At 70.8% G+C, this 24,615-nt stretch carries 20 protein-coding genes; 4 read left to right on the top strand and 16 right to left on the bottom strand.

Annotated features, from left to right (window positions below; genetic code table 11):
• Positions 1-51: 51 nt before the first annotated feature.
• From QWY84_RS04845 to QWY84_RS04835, 3 genes are all read left to right on the top strand, one after another.
• Positions 52-1,734, top strand: a complete 1,683-nt coding sequence (locus tag QWY84_RS04845) for a bifunctional diguanylate cyclase/phosphodiesterase (RefSeq protein WP_290201320.1) — start codon at positions 52-54, stop codon at positions 1,732-1,734.
• A gap of 177 nt (positions 1,735-1,911) precedes the next feature.
• Positions 1,912-3,552 (top strand): methyl-accepting chemotaxis protein, encoded by a 1,641-nt coding sequence (locus tag QWY84_RS04840; RefSeq protein WP_290201319.1) that lies wholly within the window; start codon positions 1,912-1,914, stop codon positions 3,550-3,552.
• Positions 3,553-3,757: 205 nt separating this feature from the next.
• Positions 3,758-4,024 (top strand): DksA/TraR family C4-type zinc finger protein, encoded by a 267-nt coding sequence (locus QWY84_RS04835; RefSeq protein ID WP_290201318.1) that lies wholly within the window; start codon positions 3,758-3,760, stop codon positions 4,022-4,024.
• Between the two features lie 48 nt (positions 4,025-4,072).
• On the opposite strand, the gene QWY84_RS04830 is transcribed toward QWY84_RS04835, so the two are convergent.
• Positions 4,073-4,693 carry a flavin reductase family protein gene (locus tag QWY84_RS04830; RefSeq protein ID WP_290201317.1) on the bottom strand — a complete coding sequence of 207 codons (621 nt, stop codon included), beginning with the start codon at positions 4,691-4,693 and terminating at the stop codon, positions 4,073-4,075.
• A 128-nt stretch (positions 4,694-4,821) separates the two neighbouring features.
• On the opposite strand from QWY84_RS04830, the gene QWY84_RS04825 reads away from it, so the two are divergent.
• Entirely contained in the window at positions 4,822-5,628 is an 807-nt protein-coding gene (locus tag QWY84_RS04825) for a class II glutamine amidotransferase (RefSeq protein ID WP_290201316.1), read from the top strand.
• Positions 5,629-5,658: 30 nt separating this feature from the next.
• On the opposite strand, the gene QWY84_RS04820 is transcribed toward QWY84_RS04825, so the two are convergent.
• From QWY84_RS04820 to QWY84_RS04750, 15 genes are all read right to left on the bottom strand, one after another.
• Complete coding sequence (locus QWY84_RS04820; protein WP_290201315.1) at positions 5,659-6,918, bottom strand: TRAP transporter large permease; 1,260 nt, start codon at positions 6,916-6,918, stop codon at positions 5,659-5,661.
• Positions 6,915-7,490, bottom strand: coding sequence for a TRAP transporter small permease (locus QWY84_RS04815; protein ID WP_290201314.1), 576 nt, complete (start codon positions 7,488-7,490; stop codon positions 6,915-6,917). Before QWY84_RS04815 ends, QWY84_RS04820 begins: the two co-directional genes overlap by 4 nt.
• Before the next feature lie 9 nt (positions 7,491-7,499).
• Positions 7,500-8,507, bottom strand: coding sequence for a TRAP transporter substrate-binding protein (locus tag QWY84_RS04810; RefSeq protein ID WP_290201313.1), 1,008 nt, complete (start codon positions 8,505-8,507; stop codon positions 7,500-7,502).
• A gap of 100 nt (positions 8,508-8,607) precedes the next feature.
• Positions 8,608-8,751, bottom strand: a complete 144-nt coding sequence (locus tag QWY84_RS04805) for a hypothetical protein (protein ID WP_290201312.1) — start codon at positions 8,749-8,751, stop codon at positions 8,608-8,610.
• Between the two features lie 13 nt (positions 8,752-8,764).
• On the bottom strand, positions 8,765-9,685 hold the full coding sequence (gene cobA, locus QWY84_RS04800; protein WP_290201311.1) for a uroporphyrinogen-III C-methyltransferase: 921 nt from the start codon (positions 9,683-9,685) through the stop codon (positions 8,765-8,767).
• Entirely contained in the window at positions 9,685-12,360 is a 2,676-nt protein-coding gene (locus tag QWY84_RS04795) for a nitrate reductase (protein ID WP_290201310.1), read from the bottom strand. Before QWY84_RS04795 ends, cobA begins: the two co-directional genes overlap by 1 nt.
• A 57-nt stretch (positions 12,361-12,417) precedes the next feature.
• A complete protein-coding gene (gene nirD, locus QWY84_RS04790; protein WP_290201309.1) occupies positions 12,418-12,759 on the bottom strand; it encodes a nitrite reductase small subunit NirD in 342 nt (113 codons plus the stop codon).
• Positions 12,760-12,997: 238 nt separating this feature from the next.
• Positions 12,998-15,430, bottom strand: coding sequence for a nitrite reductase large subunit NirB (gene nirB / locus QWY84_RS04785; protein WP_290201308.1), 2,433 nt, complete (start codon positions 15,428-15,430; stop codon positions 12,998-13,000).
• A gap of 404 nt (positions 15,431-15,834) precedes the next feature.
• Entirely contained in the window at positions 15,835-17,127 is a 1,293-nt protein-coding gene (locus QWY84_RS04780; RefSeq protein ID WP_290201307.1) for a nitrate regulatory protein, read from the bottom strand.
• A gap of 145 nt (positions 17,128-17,272) precedes the next feature.
• Positions 17,273-18,697 carry a cardiolipin synthase gene (gene cls / locus QWY84_RS04775; protein ID WP_290201306.1) on the bottom strand — a complete coding sequence of 475 codons (1,425 nt, stop codon included), beginning with the start codon at positions 18,695-18,697 and terminating at the stop codon, positions 17,273-17,275.
• 72 nt (positions 18,698-18,769) lie between these two features.
• Positions 18,770-19,648 (bottom strand): 4-hydroxybenzoate octaprenyltransferase, encoded by an 879-nt coding sequence (ubiA, locus tag QWY84_RS04770; protein WP_290202680.1) that lies wholly within the window; start codon positions 19,646-19,648, stop codon positions 18,770-18,772.
• Positions 19,626-20,243: a chorismate--pyruvate lyase family protein gene (locus QWY84_RS04765; RefSeq protein ID WP_290201305.1), complete on the bottom strand. Its 618-nt coding sequence runs from the start codon at positions 20,241-20,243 to the stop codon at positions 19,626-19,628. Before QWY84_RS04765 ends, ubiA begins: the two co-directional genes overlap by 23 nt.
• 65 nt (positions 20,244-20,308) lie before the next feature.
• Complete coding sequence (gene recG / locus QWY84_RS04760) at positions 20,309-22,399, bottom strand: ATP-dependent DNA helicase RecG (RefSeq protein ID WP_290201304.1); 2,091 nt, start codon at positions 22,397-22,399, stop codon at positions 20,309-20,311.
• Between the two features lie 5 nt (positions 22,400-22,404).
• Positions 22,405-22,794, bottom strand: coding sequence for a RidA family protein (locus QWY84_RS04755; RefSeq protein ID WP_290201303.1), 390 nt, complete (start codon positions 22,792-22,794; stop codon positions 22,405-22,407).
• Positions 22,795-22,875: 81 nt separating this feature from the next.
• On the bottom strand, positions 22,876-24,573 hold the full coding sequence (locus QWY84_RS04750; protein WP_290201302.1) for an ExeM/NucH family extracellular endonuclease: 1,698 nt from the start codon (positions 24,571-24,573) through the stop codon (positions 22,876-22,878).
• Positions 24,574-24,615: the final 42 nt, after the last annotated feature.

The following is a 24,615-nucleotide window of genomic DNA, read 5'->3' as shown; positions in this document are numbered from 1 at the left end:
CCGCCGAGCACAATGCCCAGAATCGCCCCCATGTCTGCGAGGAAAGGGCCCATGAGCACCAGCGCCGCCGCCACGAGTCTCCCGCGCCTGACGGGCTACCAGTGGTTCAGCCGCCTGCCGGTACTGCGGCACTCCTTCAAGGCCAAGGTCCTCGTGGTGGCCTTTCTGGGGACACACGTCCCGCTGCTGGCCATTCTCGCCTATTTCATCTACGCCAACTCGGTCACGGAGGCGTACGCGCTCCAGGTTCTCGCCATGGCGCTGGTCGCCACGCTGGCCGGCACGCTGGTCACCCTGGTGGCGCTGCACGCCCTGCTGCGGCCCATCGACCTGACCCTCGGCATGCTCCGGCGCTTCCGGGAACGGGGCCAGCTGTACCGCCCGGAGCTGGACCTCCGCGACGAGATGGGCACCCTGATCCAGGGAACCCACCGGGCGCTGGAGGATCTCGGCGCCCACCTGGAGCGCGTCGCCACCCGGGATCACGTCACCGGCGTCCTCAATGCCCACGGGCTGGAGCAGGCGACGGACCGTCTCCGCGAGGCCGGGGACGCGTCAGCGGCGCTGGTGCTGGTCCGGGTGCGAAACTACGGGCAGCTGGAGGTCACCCTCGAGCGCGAGGAGCTGGAGTTCGTCACCCGGACCCTGGCGGACCGGCTGCGCCTGGTGTTCCCGGAGCCGGCGCTCATCGCCGTGCGCGGACGGGGTGAGTTCGCCGTGCTCCTGGACGACACCGGGGAAGCCGACGTGGAGGCCCGGTCCAACCATGCCCTGAGCGAGCTCACCGCCGCCCTGCAGGTGCGCGGCAGCCAGATCGGGCCGATCTGTGCCCTGGGGGTCGCCCGCCTGCAGGATGCCGGCACCCCGCACGGCCTCCTGCCGGCCGCGGAGGCGGCGGTCATGGCCGCCGAGGAATGCGACGGCTCCAGTTGGGTCCTGTCATCGGAGGCCGGGGCCGAGCAACGCACGCGCATGGAGCTGTCCATGGAGCTCGGCCGGGCCCTGGAACGCGACGAGCTGTTCCCGGTATACCAGGGCCGCATCGACACACGGACCGGGCAGGTCGTGGGGGTTGAGGCGCTGGTGCGCTGGCGGCACCCGCAGCGCGGCACGGTCAGCCCCGGGCTGTTCATCCCGGTGGCCGAGCGCACCGGCCAGATCCTGGCGATCGGCCGCCAGATGCTGGACCGCGCCGTGGCCCAGGGAGCCGCCTGGGAGCGGCAGGGGCAACCGCTGGTTGTCTCCGTGAATGTCGCCGCCCTGCAGATCGCCGAGGCGACGCTGTTCGATGACGTCCGGGACAGCCTCCGGCGTCACGGTCTCACGCCCGGGCTGCTGGAGCTGGAGATCACGGAAAGCGCCCTGCTGCAGCGCAGCGATGCCAGCATGGGGCTTCTGGAGCGCGTCCGGGGGCTCGGCGTCTCCCTGGCCCTGGACGATTTCGGCACCGGATACTCGTCGCTGAGCTATCTCACCGACATGCCCGTCGACCGCGTGAAGATCGACCGCAGCTTCGTTGCCCGGCTGCCGGTGGAACGGGATCGGCGCATCCTGGAGGGCATCGTGCACCTCGCCGCGGCGCTCGGCCTCGCGGTCACCGCGGAGGGGGTGGAAACCGGCGATCAGGCCCGGATCCTCAGGGACCTCGGCTGCGACCAGTGGCAGGGCTTCCTGTTCGCCCGCCCGGTGGAGGCCGGGGAGCTGGATCGGGGCCCGCACACGCTGCCCGGCTAGCGCGTCGTTGGCGGGCGGTCACCGGCCGCATGCGCGAGCCGCGGCACACGATCAAACCTGCTCTTGCCACTCAAGTTTCTGCGGTCACGGACGATACAAAGAGAACGGACCGTAACAGCGTTCCGACCGATGGCGCTCGTGGGCGTTCGACAGCAAACATGACTCTCGGGGTGACTTATGCGTACCTGGTGGCGGGACCTCTCTTTCCGGTGGAAGCTTGCTACGCCCGTGGCCGTTCTGACGCTGATCCTGATCATTGTCAGCGGCCTGTCCGTCTTCCTGCTCTCCGACATGACCGGCAGGGCGCACGTCTTCGCCGACGAGTACATGCCCGGCGGCTCGATGGTGCTCGAGGCGGACCGCGATCTCCATCAGGCGGAGATCGCCCAGATGCAGGCGGTCCTGGCGGAAGACAGCGAGGCGATGGCCGAGCAGCGGGAAGTCTATCGGGAGAATGTCGGCCAGGCGAAGGACCGGGTTCGCCGCGCCGCCGAAACGCTGGACCATCCCGATATCACGGAGCGCGCTGAGCGGTTCGCCAGCGACATCCAACGCTGGGACGAGATCAGCGGCGAGATCTTCACACTCGCCGGCAACAATCAGGACGAGCGGGCGATGCAGCTCGTCCTGGGCGAGGGCCGCGAGACCTTCGACACCGCCCGCAATCACATGGACCAGATGACCCAGCGGATCAACGCGCTGTCCGGCGAGCTCTCCGCGGCGCTGGTCACCACGGAGACGGCCAACCGCTGGACCCTCCTGGGCGCCCTGCTCGCCGGCCTGGTCGTCGCCGCCTATGTCATGATCCAGGTCCCCTCCCTGGTGCTGCGCCCGCTCCGGGAGATGTCGGCCCGGGTGCAGAACCTCAACAGCGGCGAAGGCGACCTCACGCTGCGGCTGGACAACCCGGCCCGGGACGAGATCGGGCAGCTGGCAGGTCACATCGATCGCTTCCTGGAGATGCTGCAGGACCTGGTCGGGCGCGCCAAGGGCACCTCCACCCAGCTGTCCTCCGCCGCCGAGGAGCTCTCCGCCACCAGCAGGGAGGCGAAATCCGATGTCGACGCGCAGCACAACGCCACGGATCAGGTGAGCACGGCCACCAACGAGATGACCGCCACGGTGCGCGAGGTGGCCAGCAACGTCAGCGAGACCGCGGACGCGGCCCAGACGGCGAGCAGCGACGTCGGCGAGATGGCCACGGCCATGGAGCAGACCGTGACCACCGTGGAGAAGCTCGCCGACCAACTGGAGCAGACCAGCGACAGCATCACCCGGCTGCGGGAGGACACCGATCAGATCGGCACGGTCCTGGAGGTGATCAACGGCGTCGCCGAGCAGACCAACCTGCTGGCGCTCAACGCCGCCATCGAGGCCGCCCGCGCCGGCGAGCACGGCCGCGGCTTCTCCGTGGTCGCCGACGAGGTGCGCACCCTGGCGCAGCGGACACAGCAGTCCACCAGCGAGATCCGCGAGATCATCGAGCGCGTGCAGAGCGGCACCCAGAAGGCCTCCGGCCTCATGGACACCGGCCGGGAGCAGAGCAGCGAGACCGTTTCCCAGGTGCGCCAGTGCCGCGAGCAGCTGGACGGCATTACCCAGCGCATCCACTCCATCAGCGACATGAGCAATCAGATCGCCTCGGCCGCGGAGGAGCAGAGCCAGGCCGTCGAGGAGATCAACAAGAACGTCAACGAGATCGGGGACATCTCCGGCCGCACGGCCACCGCGGCCAGCCAGGTGGCCTCGGCCAGCGACGACCTGGCCCGGCTGTCGGCGGAGCTGGAAGAGCTCATGGGACGGTTCCGGACGAACTGATCCCCGGACTCCGGCCGTACCCGCAGGCCACGCCGGGTACGGCCGGATCTCCGGGATGCCTCCCCCGGCACGGGCCGGGTCACTCGCCTTTCACGAAGCAAAGCCAGGTCTCGGCGGCGCAGAAAACCGCCGAGACCTGGCTTTGCTTCGTGAAAGGCGGGTACACTATCGTTAGAAACGTGCACGGGGCCGCAGGAGGTGCGCCATGGCGAGCGGATGGGCCGGCGACGACGCCGTCCACGAGCAGATCGAGAGCTCGGTGGCCGAGGCCGTGGAGCACGCCCGCAGCCGTCTCCCGGCGGGTGAGAGCCGCAGCCATTGCCTCGAATGCGAGGCGCTGATCCCGGAAGCCCGCCGCCGTGCCATTCCCGGTGTCCAGCTCTGCGTCGCCTGCCAGAGCGAGGCCGACGCCCGCGACCGGCAGGTAGGCCACTACAACCGCCGCGGCAGCAAGGACAGCCAGCTCCGCTGACGGCCCTCCGGGCGCTGCACGCGGACTCCTGCCTCGGCAGAGCCCGCGCTACCCGGGGCGATGCATCCGGAATCGCTGGGCGGCATCCACGGTGAAGTAGTCCGCCGGTCCCCCAGCCCGCATGATGGGCTCGGCGGCCGCGGTATCGTAGACGCCGTCACGGAGCAGATCCGTCCGGATATGCACGCCCACCACCTCGCCCAGGACCATCCAGGTGTCCGCCTTGCGGCCGTCCGCGCCCTGGAGCTGGAAATGCTGGCTGAGCCGGCACTCGAACGACACCGGTGTCTCCGCCACCCGGGGCACGGAGATGACCCGGGAGTCCACCGGCGTCAGGCCGGCCAGCCGGAACTCGTCGATCTCTCCGGGCACGTGCGCGGAGCTCGCGTTCATGGCCTCGGCCAGGGGCCTGGTGGCCAGGTTCCAGCCGAACTCGCCCGTGTCCAGGATGTTGCGCACGGAATCCTTGTAGCCGACACTGGCGAACCCCACGATGGGCGGGCGGTAGTTGAATGCGTTGAAAAAGCTGTAGGGGGCCAGGTTGAGATTGCCGACGCTGTCCCGGGAGGAGATCCAGCCGATGGGCCGGGGCGCCACCATGGCGTTGAACGGGTCGTGGGCGAGCCCGTGCCCGTTCACGGGCTCGTAGAAATAGATGTCGTCGCTCAAGGACCCTCCTTGACGGTATCGCGGCGTGCACGAGCGGCACAGCATGCCGGCTTTTGCTCCTCAAGGAAACAGGGGGCGCCGACCATCGCGTTATACTCATGGCGACGAACGCTGGAGGCATATCTCTCATGTGCGAGCTTCTGGCCATGAGCGCCAACACCCCCACCGACCTGTGCTTCAGCTTCACCGGGCTGCGGCGCCGGGGCGGCGAGGCCGGGCCGCACGGCGACGGCTGGGGAATCGCGTTCTACGAGGGCCGGGGCGTGCGCGTGTTCCACGATCCCGCGGCCAGCGCCCGCTCGCGCATCGCGGAGATGATCGAGAGCCATCCCATCAAGAGCGAGGTCGCCGTGGGCCACATCCGCCAGGCCAACGTCGGCCGCGTGGCGCTGGAGAACACCCATCCGTTCATCCGCGAGCTCTGGGGCCGTTACTGGACCTTCGCCCACAACGGCCAGGTGGCCGGTTTCGCCGCCCGGCCCGGCACCTACCGGCCGGTGGGCGAGACCGACAGCGAGCACATCTTCTGCGACCTGCTCAACCGCATCCGCGACGAGCTCGCCCCGGACGTGGACGACGCCACGCTGCTGGCCACCCTGGTTGCCGCCGCCGGCGAGTACGCGCAGCGCGGGGTGTTCAATCTCCTGCTCAGCAACGGCGACTGGCTGTTCACGTTCTGCAGCACGCGCATGACCGCGATTACCCGCCGCGCGCCCTTCGGTCCGGCGCGCCTGCGGGACGCCGACGTGGCCGTGGACTTCGAGGCGGAGACAACCCCCAGCGACGTGGTCAGCGTGATCACCACCGAGCCGCTGACCAGCGACGAGCGCTGGGACACCTACCAACCGGGGGAATGGCGCGTGTGGCAGCAGGGCGAGATCACCGCCCGCGGTACCGTGCCCGTCCCGGAGCTGGCGCATCCGACCGGGGACTGAATCCGGGCCGTCGCTCCGCCTTCCCGCTGGCTACCCCGACACGCCCAGGAGAATGGGCACGTACACCACCAGCAGCAGCACGGCCAGCAGGCTCAGGAGATAGGGCGTCACGGCGGCCGCGATGCGCTCCAGGGGCAGCCGCGTCACCGATGAGGCCACGTAGAGGTTGATCGCCACCGGCGGCGTGATCATGCCGATGGCCAGCCCCACGACGATGATCACCCCGAAGTGGATCGGGTCGATGCCCAGCTGCACCACCAGCGGCAGCAGCACCGGCGTGAGAATCACCAGGGCGCTGGCGGTCTCGATGAACACGCCGGTGAGCAGGATCACGGCGACCACCAGCAGCATGATCACGTAGGGGTCCGTGGACAGCGACAGCACCGACTGGGCGATGGCGGACGGAATGCTCCAGTTCGCCAGGGTCCAGCTCAGCGTCGCCGACGTGGCGATGACGAACATGATCACCGCCGTGGTGATCGCCGAGCGCACCATGATCCGGTAGATCTGGCGCAGGGTCAGGTCGCGGTAGACGAACAGCGACACCAGCAGCGCGTAGTTCACCGCCACCACGGCCGCCTCGCTGGGCGTGAACACCCCGGAGAAGATGCCGCCGAGGATGATCACCGGCGTCAGCAGCCCCCAGAACGCGCCGGCCAGCGTGCGCAGGATGGTGCGCAGCGACAGCGCCGCGCCGCGGGGGTAGTTGCGGCGATACCCCTGGATGACGGCGATCACCATCAGGCCGAGCCCCATGACGACACCGGGCAGGAAGCCGTGGAGAAACAGCTGCGATACGGACTCCTGGGCCATGACCGCGTAGATGATCATGGGCACCGACGGGGGAATCACCACGCCGATGGTGCCGCTGGCCGCGATCAGGCTGGCCGCGGAGGCCGGATCATAGCCCTTGCGCCGGAGCTCGGGGACCAGGGTGGAGCTGATGGCCGCCGTGGTCGCCGCCCCGGAGCCGGAGATCGCCGCGAAGAACACCCCGGCCAGGACGGAGACGATGGACAGCCCGCCCTTGAGAAAGCCGAACAGGGCATCGGCGAAATCCACCAGCCGCTCGCTCACCTTGCCCTCGGCCATGAGGTCGCCGGCGAGAATGAACAGCGGCACCGCGATCAGGGCGAACGAGTCGACCCCGGCGAACATCCGCTGGGAGACCATCATCAGGGAGACGTCGGCGCTGTAGAGCGCCACCACGGTACTGGCACCGATGGCCAGGGCCACCGGCACGCCGATGACGAGGAACACCAGGAACAGGCCGAACAGCAGCAGGGTCATGGCTCGCCGGCTTCCGGCCGCGCGGAGCCGGCGGCATCCGCGCCGCCGGACGTTCCGAGCACGGCCTGCAACAGGTCCACCAGGGCGTAGAACGCCATGATCGCCGCGCTCGCGGGCATCACGGCGTAGACGTAGAACATGGAGACCTGCAGGGAAGCGGAGCGCTGGAACGACTGCAGATCCATGTAGCGATAGCCCACCACCACCAGCACCAGCAGGAAACCGATGGCGACCACCGACACCGCCGCCCGGCAGGCCCTCTGCAGCCCGGACGGCAGCAGCTCGACCAGGGAGGTCACGGCGATATGGCGACCCCGCTGGTACGCCAGCGCCGCCCCCAGGAAGGTAAGCCAGACCAGCAGGAAGCGGGCGGCCTCCTCGGTCCAGCCCGCGGCGGTGAAGAACACCCGGGAGACGATCTGCAGCGTCATCACCGCGATCAGCGCGGCGACGCCCAGGAACACCACCGGCTGCAGGACTGCGTCAACACCGCGCTCCACGGCGACCAGGACGCGCAGCGCGGCGCGTCCTGACCGCTGGAGCGGCCCCTCCTGGTGCAGCAGCCACGCCACCGGACCGCCTCAGTCGAGGGCTTCCCGGATGCGCGGGAGGTAGTCGCCGAACTGGTCGGCATACTCCTCGTAGACCGGCTTGACGGCTTCCCGGAAGGCGGCCAGATCCGGATTGGTGTTGATCTCCATGCCCGCCTCGCGCAGCTCCTGCAGCTGCTCGCCCTCCATTTCGGCGTTCACGCGCCGCTCATGCTCCGCGGCCTCCTGGGCGGCGTTCTCCAGCACCTCCTGCGCCGCCTCCGGCATCTGCTGCCAGACCGGCAGCCCCATGACGAACAGCGCCGGCGCGTACGTGTGCCGGGTCATGGTCATGTGGGTCTGGGTCTCGTGCAGGTCGAAGGAGTGCACCACGTTGACCGGGTTCTCCTGGCCGTCGATGGTGCCCTGCTGCATGGCCGTCAACGCCTCGGTCCAGGCCATGGGCACGGCGTTGGCGCCCAGGGCGCGGAAGGTATCCACGTACACCGGGTTCTCCATGACGCGCAGGCGCAGGCCGTCCAGGTCCTCCGGGGCGGAGACCGGGCCGCGGCTGTTGGTCAGGTTGCGGAAACCGCGCTCGGCATAGGCGAGCCCCTTGAGGTTCACCCGCTCGAGCTCGTCCAGCAGGTCCTGGCCGATGGGCCCGTCCAGCACCTCGTAGGCCGCCTCGCGGGAGGGGAACAGGAACGGCAGCTCGAGGACCGCGATCTCCTCGACGAAGTTGGCCACCGGGCCGTTGGTGATGACGCCCATGTCCACGGTGCCCACCTGCATGCTCTCCAGCAGGGTGCGCTCGTCGCCGAGCTGCGCGTTGGGGTAGATCTCCACTGTGATCTTGCCGCCGGTGCGCTCTTCCACCAGTTCCTGGAACTTCTCCGCGGCGATATGGAAGCCGTCCTGCTCGTTGACCACGTGCGCCAGCCGCAGATTGACCGGCTCCATGTCGCTGAAATCCCCCTGCGACGCCGCATGCGCGTTGCCGAACAGCATGCCGAGAGCACACACAGCCCCCAGAACCGCCTTTGCCTTGTGCGCCATTGTCATTGTTGTCGCTCCTCGTCCTCACCGTTGGAATCCGGCGAGTCTTGCGCAGAGGAGCCCGCCAGTCAATTCGGCGGCGCCTGCGCGGCGGTCGCGGTCACCGCGATTCGGCCCCGGATGCTGTCACCGGCCGCGCACCCGGGCGCCACTCGGCCCAGGCGATCCACGCCAGCGACACCGCGGTGACGCCGAACGTGCTCGTGCCGAGCGCCGTGTTGCGCCGGGTCGCTTCCGTGGTCACGGGTTACAGGACACTAGGTGGCAGCCGCCGCCGTGGCGGCCAGTTCCCGGTCAGTGCCGGCCGTCACCACGCGGCCGACAAGGGTCAGGGCCGGGCTGGGCAGCCCCGCGTCCGCGGCGCGCCGGGCGATGTCCGCCAGGCTGCCGCGCACCACCCGCTGCTTGTCCGTGGTCCCGTCGGCAATCACCGCCACGGGCCAGTCCGCGGGCAGGCCGTTGCGCCGCAGGCCGGCGCAGAAATCCGCCAGCGGCCCCAGCCCCATGTACACCACCAGTGTGCGGTCACGGCGGGTGAGCGTTGCCCAGTCGTCCGGGCCGCGACCGTCGCGGTCGTGGCCCGTGACAAAGAGCACGGACCGGGCGTAATCGCGGTGGGTCAGGGGGATGCCAGCGGCGGCCGCGCACCCCAGGGCGGCCGTGACCCCGGGCACGATCTCGCACGGGATGCCGGCGGCACGCAGGGCGTCCTGCTCCTCGCCGCCGCGCCCGAACACGAACGGGTCACCCCCCTTGAGCCGGACCACCGTCAGCCCCTGGCGGGCGTAGTGCGCCAGCAGCTCCTCCGTCCGCCCCTGGGGGACATGGTGATTGCCGCACTGCTTGCCCGCGTACACGCGCTCGGGCCCGGGACCCGCCAGGGCCAGGATCGCCGGCGAGACCAGGCGATCATGGAGAATCACGTCGGCCTCGCGGAGCAGGCGCTCGGCCTTGCGGGTCAGCAGCTCCGGGTCCCCGGGGCCGGCGCCGACCAGGTAGACCTTGCCGACTCGATGCTGCCCGGAGCCGGGGGCTTCGCCCCGGTCGGGGCCGAAGCCCCTGCCACAGCCGGAGTCCGGCACCGGCCCCGCCACAGGTGGGAGGGGCTTCAGCCCCGACCCGTTACCGGCACCGGCCCGATTGCCGGCGGCGCCACGTGACCGGTCATCACGATGCATCAGGCGATCCTCCTCCGGGCGGGCGCGGCATGACGGGCGATCAGGCTCCGGATCTCCGGCAGGCAGCTGCCGCAGTTGCCGCCTGCCTGACAGGCCAGGGTGACCGCATCCGGCTCCGTCGCCCCGGCGGCGATGGCGTCGGCGATGGTGTTCTCGCCCACGCCGAAGCACGAGCACACCGTCGGCCCGGCGTCCCTGACGCCGGTGGGCGGGCGGCCGGACAGCAGCGTCATGCGCTCGCCGGGGGACAGGCGCTCCCGGGCGAACAAGGTGGCGAGCCAGTTGCGCCCCGGCAGCGTATCCAGCGGCCCCATGAACACGCAGCCCATGAGCTGCCCTGCTTCCAGGCGCGCGGCCCGGTAGCTGCCGCGGGCCGGGTCGCCGAACTCCAGCCAGTCGTCGCCCTCGCCGAGCCACCGTCGCGCCAGCGCCGGCAGCGCGTCGGGCGGCTCGTTGCCGGCGAGCTCGTAGCGCACGAACGCGCTACCGCGGGCGAATGCCCACCAGGCGCAATCCGGGTGCCGGTCCGGCGCCCGGCGCAGCAGCATGAAGCCGTACCAGGCCGCACGGGCCGGGGCGATGGCGACGGGGGTGTGCTTGAGCTCCGGCTGGCCGGAGAGCGGATCGGTATCCGGGTTGACCACGGCATCGATGCGTCCCGAGGCCGCGTACTGGTCGTTCCAGTGCATGGGCGCGAACACGGTACCCCGGTGCAGGCCGTTGTCGACAACGACGCGGCCGACGAAGTGCCCCCGGGGGCTGCCGACCCGGGCGAGCGCGCCGACCTCCAGCTCGAAAGCGGCGGCGTCGTCGGGGTGCACCTGCACGAACGGCTCCACGGCGTGACTGGACAGCCGCGCGGCCTTGCCGGTGCGCGTCATGGTATGCCAGTGATCCCGCACCCGCCCGGTATTGAGCACCACGGGGGAGCCCGGGTCCGGGTGGCCCGCGGGCGGGCGCGGCACCACGGCGACGAAGCGGGCCCGGCCGGAGTCCGTGCGGTAGCCCCCGTCGCTGAACAGCCTCGGCGTGTCGGCGCCGTCAGCGCGCACCGGCCACTGCCGGGGCGGCAGCGTGTCGTAGCCGGCCCGCCCCAGGCCCGCCAGGCCGCCGATGTCGAAGTCGCGCCGGCCGTCGTTCTCGAAGGCCGACAGCCGGGCGTGCTCGTCGAAGATCTCCTGCGGGTGGCGGTACGGGAAGGCGTCACCGTAGCCGAGCCGCTCGGCCACCCGGCACAGGGCCCACCAGTCGGGCTTGGCCTCGCCCGGCGCCGGCAGGAAGGGGCGCTGCCGGGAGATCCGGCGCTCGGAGTTGGTCACGGTGCCGTCCTTCTCGCCCCAGGTCAGCGCCGGCAGCAGCACGTCCGCCACGGCGGCGGTATCGGTGCCGGCCATGGCCTCGGAGACCACCACCAGGTCACAGCCGCGCAGCGCCTCGCGCATGCGGTCGGCATCCGGCAGGCTGACCGCGGGATTGGTGGCCATGATCCACACCGCCCGGATCTCGCCCCGCCCGATGGCCTCGTACAGCTCCACGGCCCTGTGGCCCGGCGAGGTGACCATGTTGGGCGCGTCCCAGAACCGCCGTACCCGGTCCACGTCCTCGGGGGCGAAGTCCATGTGCGCCGCCAGCTGGTTGGCCAGCGCCCCCACCTCGCGGCCGCCCATGGCATTGGGCTGGCCGGTGATGGACAGCGGGCCCGTCCCCGGCCGGCCGATCCGGCCGGTGAGGAGATGGCAGTTGACAATGCTGTTGACCTTGTCGCTGCCGGAGGTGGACTGGTTCACGCCCTGGGAAAACAGGCTCACCGTGCGCTCGGTGCGGGCGAACAGCCGGTAGAACTGCATGACGTCGCCTTCGGGCAAGTCGCACTGATCGGCCACCTCGGGCACGCTGCCGCCGGCCCGCGCCTGCTCGATGGCGCCGCCGAATCCTTCCGTGTGCGCCTCCAGGAACGCGTAGTCCACGACCCCGTCGCCGGCCAGGTGGTGCAGCAGGCCGTTCCACAGCCAGGCGTCGGTACCGGGGGCCAGGGGCAGGTGCAGATCGGCGATGTCGCAGGTGTCGGTACGCCGGGGGTCGATGACCACCACGCGCAGGTCGGGGTTGCTCTGCCGGGCGGCGACCACCCGCTGGTACAGCACCGGATGGCACCAGGCCAGGTTGGACCCCGCCAGCACCAGCAGCTCGGCCTGCTCCAGGTCCTCGTAGTTGCCGGGCACCGTGTCGGAGCCGAAGGCGCGCTTGTGGCCGGCCACCGCCGAGGCCATGCACAGCCGCGAGTTGGTATCCACGTGGGCGGTGCCGATGAAGCCCTTGAACAGCTTGTTGGCGACGTAGTAGTCCTCGGTGAGCATCTGGCCGGAGCCGTAGAAGGCCACCGCTCCGGGGCCGTGCTCGGCGATGATGCGCTGCAGTTCCCCGGCCACCGTGTCCAGGGCGGTGTCCCAGCCGGCGGCGGCGCCGTGGACCACGGGCTGGAGCAGCCGCCCTTGCAGGTCGACGGTATCCCCGAGGGCCGCTCCCTTGGAGCACAGTCGCCCGTGGTTCGCCGGGTGCTCCGGGTCGCCCTGGATGGTGACCGCACCGTCGGCGCCGGGCCCGGCGAGCACGCCGCAGCCCACGCCGCAGTAGGGGCAGGTGGTCCGCGTGGCATGGGCACGGGGTTGCCTCATGATCTGCACCTCGTATTCAGATTCCCTGGAACGTCGCGGCTGAAGCCGCTCCCACGGCTATCCCACCGGCTCCGGGTTCAGGAACAGCTCGCCGTCGGCCTGCTTCACCTGGAAGCGCGGCACGCACCCGTGATCCGGGGCCCTGGCCTCGCCCCGGTCCAGATGGATGTTCCACTGGTGCAGCGGGCAGGTAACCAGGCGCCCGTGGACCATGCCCTCGGACAGCGGCCCGCCCTGGTGGGGGCAGCGGTCCAGCAGGGCGAAGACCTCATCGGCGCCGTTGCGGAACACGGCCACCGGGCCGTGCGCGGTCTCCACCACCCGGGCGCCCAGCCGGGGTATGTCGTCCAGGCGGCCCACGGCGAGCCAGTCGGTGCGGGATGTCTGTTCTGCTTGCATGGGTTGCTCCTCGGTTCGTGTGCATTCGCACGGTCGCGATGGACGTCGCTCCTGCGGCGGGTTGCGCCCGCGAGCCCTTCTCCGGCCCGCCGTAGGAGCGGCTTCAGCCGCGACCTTCCAGAGCGTCGCCGCGCCCGGGTAGTCGGGGCTGAAGCCCCTCCCACAGCAGGTCCCGCGAGCGCGGTAAAGCCCGCGGGCGCAACCCGCCGCAGGAACGACTTCCGGCGCGACCCACCTCTCAGCCCGCCCGCTTGAGCGGCTCGAACTTGTCCTGGTGGTTCTTGCTGTAGAACTGCCAGGGGTCTTCCTGGGCCTGCTTCTGCGAGGCGTGGAAGCGCCCGGCCAGGGCGCGGCGGTCTTCCGGGTCCTCCACCACGCGGTCGCGGACATAGCTCAGCCCCACCCGCTCGATCCAGGGCGCCGTGCGCTCCAGGTAGCGGGCCTCCTCGCGGTAGAGCTGCAGGAAAGCGGCGCAGTACTCCTTGACCTCGTCGATGGTCTCGACGCGGCAGAGGACGTCCGTGGCCCGGACCTTGACGCCACCGTTGCCGCCCACGTGGAGCTCCCAGCCGGACTCGATGGCGACCACGCCGAAGTCCTTGATGCTGGCCTCGGCGCAGTTGCGCGGGCAGCCCGAGGCCGCCATCTTCACCTTGTGCGGCGTCCACGTGCCCCAGGTCATCTTCTCCAGCTCGATGCCACAGGTGGTGGAGTCCTGGACGCCGAAACGGCACCACTCCGAGCCCACGCACGTCTTCACGGTGCGCAGGGCCTTGCCGTAGGCATGCCCGGAGACGAAGCCGGCATCCGAGAGATCACCCCAGACGCCGGGCAGCTGCTCCTTCTTCACGCCCAGAAGGTCGATGCGCTGGCCGCCGGTGATCTTCACCGTGGGCACCTCGTACTTCTCCGCCACCTCGGCGATGGAGCGCAGCTGGCTCGGCGTGGTCACGCCGCCCCAGATCCGCGGCACCACGGAGAAGGTGCCGTCCTTCTGGATGTTGGCGTGCATGCGCTCGTTGACGAACCGGGCCTGGGCGTCGTCCTCGGCCTCGTCCGGCCAGGTGGCGATCAGGTAGTAGTTCAGCGCCGGCCGGCACTTCTCGCAGCCGTCGTCGGTCTTCCAGCCCAGGTTGTCGAACACCTGGCGCAGGCTGGTGAGCCGGCCCTCGCGAATGGCCTCGCGCACCTGGTCGTGGCTCATGTCGGTGCAGCCGCACATGGGCTTGACCTGGGCGGCCTCGTAGTCGCCGCCCATAGTCGCGGCGAGAATCTGCTCCACCAGCCCGGTGCAGGAGCCGCAGGAGGCCGAGGCCTTGGTGTGCACCTTGACGTCGTCCAGGGTGAACAACCCCTCCCGGGTAATGGCCTGGACGATGTCGCCCTTGCACACGCCGTTGCAGTCGCAGATCTGCGCGTCGTCCGGCAGGTTGGCCACCTGGCTGACGCCGCCGTGACCGGAATCCCCCAGGTGCGCCTGGCCGAACAGCAGGCTGTCGCGGAAGTCGGCGATGGAGGTGCCGTCGCGCAGGAGCTGGAAGTACCAGGTGCCGTCGCCGGTGTCGCCGTAGAGCACGGTGCCGACGATGCGGTCATCCTTGACGCAAACCTTCTTGTAGACGCCCGCGTGCGGATCCTGGTAGACGATGTTCTCCACGCCCTCGGCATCCTGGAACGCGCCCGCCGAGAACAGGTCCACGCCGGTGACCTTGAGCTTGGTGGAGGTCACCGAGCCTTCGTACAGGCGGAAGCCGTAGCCCGCCAGGTGGTTGGCACACACCCTGGCCTGCTCGAACAGCGGCGCCACCAGCCCGTAGCAGGTCCCCCGGTGCTGGACGCACTCGCCCACGGCGTAGATGCTCGGGTCGAAGGTCTGCATGGTGTCCGAGACGACGACACCCCGCTCGCAGTGCAGCCCGGCGCGCTTGGCGAGCTCCTTGTTGGGGCGGATGCCCACGGCCATGACCACCAGGTCGGCCGCCTCCTCGGAGCCGTCCTTGAAGCGCACCGACTCGATGCCGTTGTCGTCGCCGACGATCTCGCTGGTCTCCGCCTGCATGCGGAACCGCATGCCGCGGGCCTCCAGGGACTCCTTGAGGTAATTGCCGGCGGTCTCGTCCAGCTGGCGCTCCATGAGCCAGGGCATGAGGTGCACCACGGTAACCTCCATGCCCTGCTGCATGAGCCCGTACGCCGCCTCCAGGCCCAGCAGGCCGCCGCCGATGACCACCGCCTTGCGGTGCCGGCGGCTGGCCTCGAACATGGCGTCCACGTCCTTGACGTCGCGATAGCTCAGGACGCCGGGCAGGTCGTGGCCGGGCACCGGGATCACCACCGGGTGGGAGCCGGTGCCGAGCAGCAGCCGGTCGTAGTCCTCGACGGTGCCGTCGTCGGCGAAGACCCGCTTGCCCATGCGGTCGACCTCGATGATCTCCCGGCCCTTGTGGAAGGTGATGCCCCGCTCGGCGTACCAGTCCTCGCCGTTGAGCATGATGTCGTCCAGGGTCTTTTCCCCGGCGAGCAGCGGCGAGAGCATGATGCGGTTGTAGTTGCCGTAGGGCTCGGCACCGAAGACGGTGATGTCGTACTTGTCCGGCGCGATGGTCTGCAGCTCCTCGATGACCTTCATGCCGGCCATGCCGTTTCCGACCAGAACCAGTTTCTCTTTCATCCCGACCTCCCTCGGAGTCCGTGCGAGCCGTCGCCGGTCATCGGTCCCGGCGCCAGGGCAAAAAAAAGGCGCTCAGCCACCCCGTACCCGCCTGTGGACGGGAGCCCGGGGGTGGTGAACGCCGTTGTTCACAGTGCGGCCCGTCGATGGCCGCGATCACGCTTTGTTGGAGCCCCGTTCGGGGCGCGCCGCGTGGTACCCGGTACCATTCAAACTCCGTGCCTGAATTCCGGAATCGCGGCGAGACCCGCCACTGGTGGGGCTTCGGCACCGGTCAAGGCGACGACCGGGCGGCGCGGAAGCGCCCCGCGACGGTGCATGTGCCGCGGCCGGCGCTCGATCAAAGGGCATGCAGAGCGCCCGCTTCGCCGCGGACGCGAACAAGGGCACGGCACCGGGCGGTGTCAGGCCTCCCTGAGCAGATCCACCATGGCCACGGCATCGGAGGCGACGTCAGCGAGGCGGCGGCTCTGGGCCATGGCGACCTGGCGCAGGAAGCGGTAGGCCTCTTCCTCGGTCATGCCGCGATGCTGCATGACCAGGCCCTTGGCACGCTCAACGGTCTTGCGCTCGGCCAGGGCGGTGCGGGCCTCGTCCAGCTCCTCGCTCATCCGCTGCAGGCGCACGGACTGGGACTGCACCAGGTCGACCAGGGAACGGCCCAGCTGCGGGCTGGCGACATCGGTGGTGTAGGTGGCGGTGCCGGCAGCCGCACCGCCGCCGTCAAAGAACACGGCGAAGGCCGCCGGCTCGTCGGGCTTGCCCGCCAGGGCCTCCAGGTGCTGCTCGTGGCAGTCGAGGTCGTCCCGCGCCGCCTCCAGCTTGCGGGCACAGAGGTGCTCCAGGCTGCCCTCCAGCTGATCCTCGACCTGCTTCAGCCCGTCGATCCGCCGCGACGCCTCCTCGAACCAGCGGTCGGCGCGGTCGGGGTCCGCGGGCTGCTCCGGGGGCGCCGTACAGGCCTTGCGCCGCAACCGCTCGAGCTCGGTCGAGGCCTCTCCCGCGCCGATGCGGCGCCAGGTCGCCAGGGACGGGTCATCGGCGAAGCCGGTGAAGATCTCGAAGCAGCGTTCCTGGTTGTCGATCAGGTGGCGCAGCCGCTCGGTGAGCCGCTCGCCGAACTCGCCCCGGGCGAAGGCGCCGGCGCCGATGGCCCGCTCGCGGCCGGCGAGCTCCTTGCCCTGCATGAGATGGAACATGGCCACCAGCAACCGCGAGATATCGGGATCGACGGCCGAGTCCGCCGCCTCGAAAACCACCGCGAGCAAGCCGTGGATGAGCTGGCTGTAGCCCTCGACCACGGATTCCGGATCCAGCCGCAGGCCGCGCACCTCCTCGCGGACGCTGCGCAGCTCGTCCAGCCCATGGATGGCGTAGGCGACGCGGCTGTAGAGGCGGCTGGCGCCCGGCATGGCCCCGGCCGCGGGGTCGATCCCCGTCAGGCGCGCGCGGAACTGGCGCTCCTGCTTGAGGGCGGCCTGGCGCAATCCCGGCAGATCCCGCGCGAAGCGCCGGCCGCCGGACGCCAGATAGACGTTGGCGGCCCCGCGCTCGCGCTGGAGCGCGTGGATCAGGTTGCTCACCGCGACCACCAGGCGGCCCGTATCGAGAAGCTGCTCGAGGCCGTGGATGTCGCAGCGCTTCGAGGCGATGAGATAGTCCGCTGCCGTGCGATTGCCGGCGTCCTGCTGTGTCATGAGCCGTTCCCGGGTTGCTGGATTCCCCTGATCCGGCTAACAAGATTCACGCCAGGAGCGCCCGTTCCGGTGAGACAGGGAGTTGCGCCGGGATGCCGGCACGCAGCGCGGGGCAGGCGCGCCGTTTACGCACCAGGACGGTGCATCACAGATACGGCATCATGAGCCGGGCCACGCCGTCGCGCAGCTGCACCGGCAGCGGGCGGGCGTCCACGTCCTCCCGGGTCAGGGAGCGGGCATGGGCGATGCGCGCGTCGATGCGGCCGGCGAGATCCTGCGCCAGGGCACGGTCGAAGCACTCGACGTTGAGCTCGAAGTTCAGGCGCAGGCTGCGCGGATCCCAGTTGGAGGAGCCGATACAGGACCAGGCGTCGTCCACCACCAGCAGCTTGGAGTGGTCGAAGGGCCGGGGCGTCAGCCAGACCCGGCAGTCGTAGGCCAGGACCTGGCGGATGTGGGCCATCATGGCCCAGTGCACGAACGGCAGGTTGGACTTGGCCGGCAGCACGATGTCCACGTCGACGCCGCGGATCGAGGCGGTATTGAGGGCGGCGATCAGGGTCGCCTCCGGCAGGAAGTACGGCGTCATGATGCGGATGGATTCCCGGGCCGTGGTCACCGCGGCCTGGAAGGTCATCTGGTGGGTCATGAAGTTGTGATCCGGCCCGTCGGGGAGTCCCCGCGCCACGACCGTTCCCTCCGGCGCGATGTCCGGGAACCAGCCGGGTCCTTCCAGCCGCTCGCCCGTGGCGAACAGCCAGTCCTCGTAGAACACTTCCTGCAGATGGCGCACCACGGGCCCCTGCATGCGGAAATGGAAGTCCCGCGTGGCGCGCGGCCCGGCGTCGCGCATGTGATGGCGGCGCAGGTTCATGCCGCCGGTGAACCCGGTGGTGCCGTCCACCACCAGCAGCTTGCGGTGGTTGCGCAGGTTGATGCCCACCAGTCGCACCGGGAAGCCGGGGAAGAACCGGGCCACCGGCACCGCCTGCTGCCGTAGCACGCCCACCATGGACGGCCAGGTATAGCGCTCGCCGGCGTTGTCGATGAGCACCCGCACGGCCACCCCGCGCTCCACTGCGCGCTGGAGCGCATCGGCGAACCAGTGACCGACATGATCGTTGCCGAAGATGTAGGTCGCCAGGGTAACCGAGGTCTGCGCCCCGTCGATGGCGGCGATCATGGCCGGATAGGCCTCGTCGCCGTCGACGAGGACATCCGCGTGGTTGCCCTGGACCAGCGGCCGCGGGGCGATGCGCCCCGTGGCCCGGGCCAGGGCCTCCAGGTACTGGCCCTCGGGGCCCAGCCGGGCGCGCAGCATGTCGCCGTCACACTCGTGCTCGCGCTCGAACTCGTCCACGATCTCGCGCTGCAGCGCACTGGCGCGCCGGTTGATGCGGTTGATGCCGAACGCCAGGTACAGCACCGCGCCCAGCAGCGGCACCAGCCACAGCAGGGCGATCCACATCAGGGCGCTGCGGGAATCACGCTTGGTGAGCACTGCGTGGGCCGAGGCCACGAGCGCCAGGAACGGAGCGATGACGGCGGCGATGCTGTACCAGAAATCCATGGCGTCAGGCCTTTTTCCGCAGGGCCGCGACCGCCCGCCGGGTGCCGCGGCGAGTCATCGCCCGCCCGCCATCTATGCGCTCGCCCAGCCGTAGTCGAGCACGATGCCGACGAACACCACCCCGCCATAGACGTTGTTGTTGAGAAACGCCTGAAAGCAGCCTTCGCGGCTGCGGTCCCGGATCAGCCACTGCTGGTAGACGAACAGCAGCGTCGCCAGCGCCAGCATGACATAGTAGGCCGCGCCGAGCTCGGCACGCAGCCCCACCAGCAGCAGCGTGAACGTCATCAGCACCTGGAGCAGCCCGATCATCAGGCGGTCCTGCTCGCCGAACAGGATGGCCGTGGACTTGACGCCGATCTTCAGGTCGTCGTCACGGTCCACCATGGCGTACTGGGTATCGTAGACCGTCGCCCAGACCACGGCGGCGATATAGACCAGCCAGGCCAGCGGCGGCACGGCCCCGGCCTGCGCCGCGAAGGCCATGGGCACGGCCCAGCCGAAGGCCGCGCCCAGGTGCACCTGCGGCAGATGGGTGTAGCGCTTGGCGAATGGGTAGGTCGCCGCCAGCGCCACCGCCACCAGCGACAGTGCAATGGTGAGCGTGTTCATCAGCAGGACCAGGCCGAACGCCGCCAGGCACAGCACCACGAACAGGCCCAGGGCCTCGCGCTCGCCCACGCGGCCCTGGGCCATGGGCCGGTGGGCCGTGCGCTTGACGTGGCCGTCCACGCGACGGTCGGCAAAGTCATTGATCACGCAACCGGCGGCCCGCATGACCACCACGCCGGCGACGAACACCGTGAACACCAGCGGATCCGGGAACCCCTCGGCGGCCAGCCACAGGGCCCAGAGCATGGGCCAGAGCAGCAGGAAGTTGCCGATGGGCCGATCCAGGCGCGCCAGCCGGGCATACTGGAGCAAGCGGTCAGCAAGCCATCCGACGGTCATGGCCACGGGCTTCCTCCTCGGTGGACTCCTGCCGCGGCAAGGCGGCAGTCTGGTGGAACAACGCCGGCAAAAACACCTCGGTCACCATCAACGGCCGGCCACGGAGATAGTGAACGCGGCGGCGGCTCCAGCAACCCGCCAGCGAGCTCCCGGCGGCCGGAGCCAGGTGCCGGGCGAGCCAGTCGCCGCCGCGCAGCCGGGCGACCTCCAGGGGATCCCGCCCGCTGCCCCCGCCGCGGAAGAGCAGCTCGCCCAGCGGACGGGTCCCCAGCCCCCGGAGCACGTCGTTGCCGCCGCGCAGGGACAAGGCCGGAATCACGGTGCGGGCGAGAATCCAGGGGTGATCGTCGCAGCACAGGGCCACCTCCCGGGTCCAGACGGCCCGGCGGCACCGCAGGCCGAGACGCCAGGCCTCTTCCAGGGCGGGCCGTCGCCATCCTTGGGCCAGCGGGTGCACGCGGAAGGTCTGCGGACAGTGCCGGCGCATGCGGGCGGTGAGCGAGCCGGTTGCCACCAGCCAATCCCGGAACGGCTCGGGCACCCGCGTGCCGGGCCGTCCGTCCCGCGTGCGCCACTGGCAGAATGCATACCGCAAGAATCCCCCCGGGGGCCGGAAGAAGGGCGGGCAGTATCGCATGGCGCCCGCGACGTTGCATCCCGTCACACCTGCCCGTACCGGGCGGCCTCGCCGACCCAGCGCTGGATGAGCGCGTCCGCCCGGTCCGGTGCCTCGCGCAGCAGCCGGTCCGCAGCGCCCTGGACGCGGGGGATCAGCTCGCCGTCACGGACGAGATCGGCCACCCGCAGCTGCCAGGCCCCGGTCTGCCGGGTTCCCAACAGCTCCCCGGGGCCCCGGATCTCGAGGTCCCGGCGGGCGATCTCGAAACCGTCGCCGGACTGCCGCAGGACCGCGAGCCGGGCCCGGGCGGTGTCGGTGAGCGGGGCGTGATACAGCAGCACGCAGCTGCTCGCCGCGGCCCCGCGCCCCACCCGGCCGCGCAGCTGGTGCAGCTGGGCCAGGCCCAGGCGCTCGGGGTTCTCGATGACCATGAGGCTGGCGTTGGGGACATCCACGCCCACCTCGATGACCGTGGTGGCCACGAGGACATCGAGCTCGCCCCGGGCGAAGGCCTGCATGGCCGCGTCCTTCTCGGCGGCGCGCAGGCGCCCGTGGACCAGGCCGATGCGCCGGTCGGCCAGCGCCTCGCGCAGCTGGCCGGCGGTCTCCTCCGCGGCCTGCGCCTGGAGGGCGTCGGACTCCTCGACCAGGGTGCACACCCAGTAGGCCTGCCGGCCCTCGCGGCAGGCCTTGTCCACGCCGGCGACCACCTCGTCGCGGCGGCTGTCGGGCACGGCCACGGTGGTGACGGGACTGCGCCCCGGGGGCAGCTCGTCGATCACGGAGACATCGAGATCGGCGTAGGCGGTCATGGCCAGTGTCCGGGGGATGGGCGTGGCCGTCATGATCAGCTGGTGCGGCTGGGCGGTGCCGGTCTGGCCCTTCTCCCGCAGCGCGAGGCGCTGGTGCACCCCGAAACGGTGCTGCTCGTCCACCACCACCAGGCCCAGACGGTGGAACTGCACCTCCTCCTGGAACAGGGCGTGAGTGCCGACCACCACGCCGGTCTGCCCGTCCGCCAGCGCCTGCAGGGCCTCGCGCCGCTGGCCGGCGGCCAGGCGCCCGGACAGCCAGGTCACGGTCACGCCCAGAGGCTCCAGCCAATCGCGGAAATTGCGGAAATGCTGCTCCGCCAGGAGCTCGGTGGGCGCCATGATCGCCGCCTGGAAGCCCGTCTCCACGCAGCGCAGGGCGGCCAGCGCCGCGATCACCGTCTTGCCGGAGCCCACGTCGCCCTGCACCAGGCGCAGCATGGGCGCGCGCCGCGCCATGTCCTCCGCTGTCTCCCGGTTGACCCGCTCCTGGGCGGCCGTGAGCGCGAACGCCAGCGAGTCCATGAACGCCGCCACCAGCCGGCCCGTACCCCGGAGAACCGGCGCCGCGGCGCGCTCGCGGAGCGCGTGGCGCTGCCGGCGCAGGGTCAGGTGATGGGCCAGCAGCTCCTCGATGACCAGCCGCCGGCGGGCGGGATGATCCGATGCCATCAGGTGCACGGGGTCGCCGTCCGCGGGTGGCCGGTGCAGGGTGGTGACGGCCTCGGCGAATCCCGGAACCCCCAGGGTTTCCCGGAGGTCCCCGGGCAGCAGCTCCTCCGGCGGCGAGGCCGCGAGCAGCGCCAGCGCCCGGTCCACCAGGCGCCGCAGTGCCGTCTGGTTCAGGCCCTGGGTGGTGGGATAGACCGGCAGGAGACCGTCGCCGGCGTCGTCGCCGGCGCTGTCGCGCTCGATCTCCGGGTGCACCATCTGCAGGCCCCCGGGGCCCTCGCGCACCTCGCCGAAGCAGCGCACCCGGGTGCCGCGAGCCAGCCGTTGCTGCTGGCTCGGGTGATAATGGAAGAAGACCAGGGTCAGCGCCCCCGTACCGTCGGTGAGACGGCACACCAGGCGGGACCGGCGCCCCTGGACGATCTCGGTGAGCTCCACGGTCCCCGCCGTGAGCGCCTGCATCCCGGGCCGCAGCTCGCCGAGCCGGCGCACGCGGCTGCGGTCCTCGTAGCGCAGGGGCAGATGCAGAAGCAGATCGCGCACGGTGGCGACGCCGAGCTGCCCCAGGCGCTCGGCCTGGCGCTCGCCGACGCCGTGCAGGCTGGTAACGGGCCGGCCCAGGGCCTCCTTGTCGACTTGGGCCGGCACCCGCGTCAGCCCCGGGTGCGCACCAGGACGGCGTCCATCTCGACGCCCGCGCCCTTGGGCAGGCTGGCGACCCCCAGGGCCGCACGCGCCGGATACGGCTCGTTGAAGCGCTCTTCCATCATCTCGTTAACCAGGCCGAAGTTACCGAGGTCGGTGAGATAGATGTTGAGCTTGACGATATCGGCCAGGCCGGCGCCGGCCGCATCGCAGACGGCTTCCAGATTGGCGAACACCTGCTCGACCTGGGCCCGGATGTCGCCGCGCACCAGGTCCATGCTCTCCGGCTCCAGCGGAATCTGGCCGGACAGGTAGACCGTGTCACCCGCGCGTACGGCTTGCGAATAGGGGCCAATGGCGGACGGTGCTCGATCCGTCTGGATCACTTCCCGCGTCATGGTGGTTTTCCTCTCCTCTTTCGGGCAATCGCCTCCAAAGGTATCAGAAAGGCGCAGGCAGTGGCGCGCCCGAACGCGCCGTCAGTCGTCGCCGCTGTCGAAGCCGACCAGCACCGGGTCATGATCGGAGGAGCGGAACGGCTGCCCGCGCGCACCGCCGCCCGCCGCCATCCGCCCGTCATAGGCCAGGGCTGCCGGTTCGTCGGCGTTGATGTGCCACGCCGCGGCCCCGCGGACACGGCTGCGCATGCTGTCGTTCGCCAGGGCGTAGTCCAGCCTGCCGGCGGCCTCGCGGTAGACGTACGTATAGCCGTCACCGGCGCCGGCATGGCCGCCGACCAGGTCGGTGAAGCCGGCCTCGGCGAGAGCCCGCATGGGCGCTTCCCCGGGGTAGCTGTTGAAATCGCCCAGCAGCAGGATGTCGTCGATATCGTGCCGGCGGGCCTGCTCCCGGACGAAGTCCACCAGGGCGCGGGCCTGCTCGGTCCGCCGCTGATTCCAGCAGCCTTCCCCCGTGTCCACGTCGCCGTGCTCGGGGCAGCGGGTCTTGGACTTGAAGTGCACGGCCGCCGCCAGGAACGCCCGCCCGCCGGGCGGCCGGAACACCGCCGCCTGGGGCGGGCGGTCGTGGACCGGCGCGCCGTCGCGGAACGGGCCGGCCACCAGCTCCAGGCGCTGCGGCCGGTACGCCAGGCCGGCGCGAATGGCGTCGCCGCCGGGGTCGCCACCCCGGACGACGCGGTAGGCGCGGCCGTCGGCCGCAGGCGCGGGGCCCCCGACCAGATCGGCCAGCGCACGCGCATCGTTCTCCACCTCGGCCAGGGCGAGCAGGTCCGCATCCAGCCTGGCCAGGGCGGCGCGCAGGCGCTGGCGCTGACGCGCCCGTGCCCGCCGATCGGCGGCCCCGCGCTCGCCGGTGGTGACGAAGTAGTTCTGCACGTTGAACGCCGCGGCCCGAAGATCGCCGCCGACCGGTCCGGGACGGCGGGGGCGCGGGTTCGCGGCGCGGAACGACGGCGGCGTGACCGGATGGATGCGCCAACGGTCGAATGCGTGGGTGAGAATACCGGTCACCCCGCGCACGCGGTCGCCGGCGCGCCGGGTGCCACTGTCGGGATCGAGGTACGGCACCGGATCGGGATGGGTGGCGTAGCTGCCGTCGTCCAGCAGCAGCACGTTCTCCGGTTGCTCGCCGCTGCGTCGGCGCACGAGCCGCTCGGGGGCCAGGGCCAGGGTGCCGAAACGCCCCAGGCGCTGGTTGCCCGTGACCACGAGCTCGCCGGAGTGGCGCACCAGCAGCCCCTCCATGCGCGAGCCCTTGCCCCGATCCGGCGTGCCCTCCAGCACGACCGGCTCGGGACGGCCACCGCCGCCGCACTGGTGGACGGCCTCCACGTGGCCGACCTGCGGTCGACCGTGGAAGCGGTCCGTGGTCCCGCGCACCTGCAGCCGCGCCCCGCGCCGGACCCGGCGCCGTTCGGCGTCGTCGAGCCCGGGCGCATAGACGAACAGCGCCGCGGGCTCGCCCCGGGCGTCGGCGGCCTGCAGGAAGAAGCCGTTCAGGGCGTTGTCGCCCAGGAACGTCGCGGTCACCGTGCCCGCGACGGTGACCCGCTCGTGCGGCGCCAGCGCACCGTCGCCGTATCCGGCGGCCGCGGCCAGCGAGACCGGCTGGTCAAGACAGGGGTCGGCGGCATCGCCGAAGGCGAGATACGCCACCAGAAGGGTCAGCAGGCCGGCCGTCCAGAGCACGTCCCTGCGCAGCAGCCAGCGCCTCATTCACACCTCACCGCTCGGGCACCTCCCGGGCCTGTCAGTGAT

Origin of the sequence: Aquisalimonas lutea, assembly GCF_030409225.1 — a bacterium.
GTDB classification, from domain to species: Bacteria; Pseudomonadota; Gammaproteobacteria; order Nitrococcales; family Aquisalimonadaceae; genus Aquisalimonas; species Aquisalimonas lutea.
Note: the sequence above shows the minus strand (reverse complement) of the source record. Positions and strands in the feature narration are given on the sequence as shown.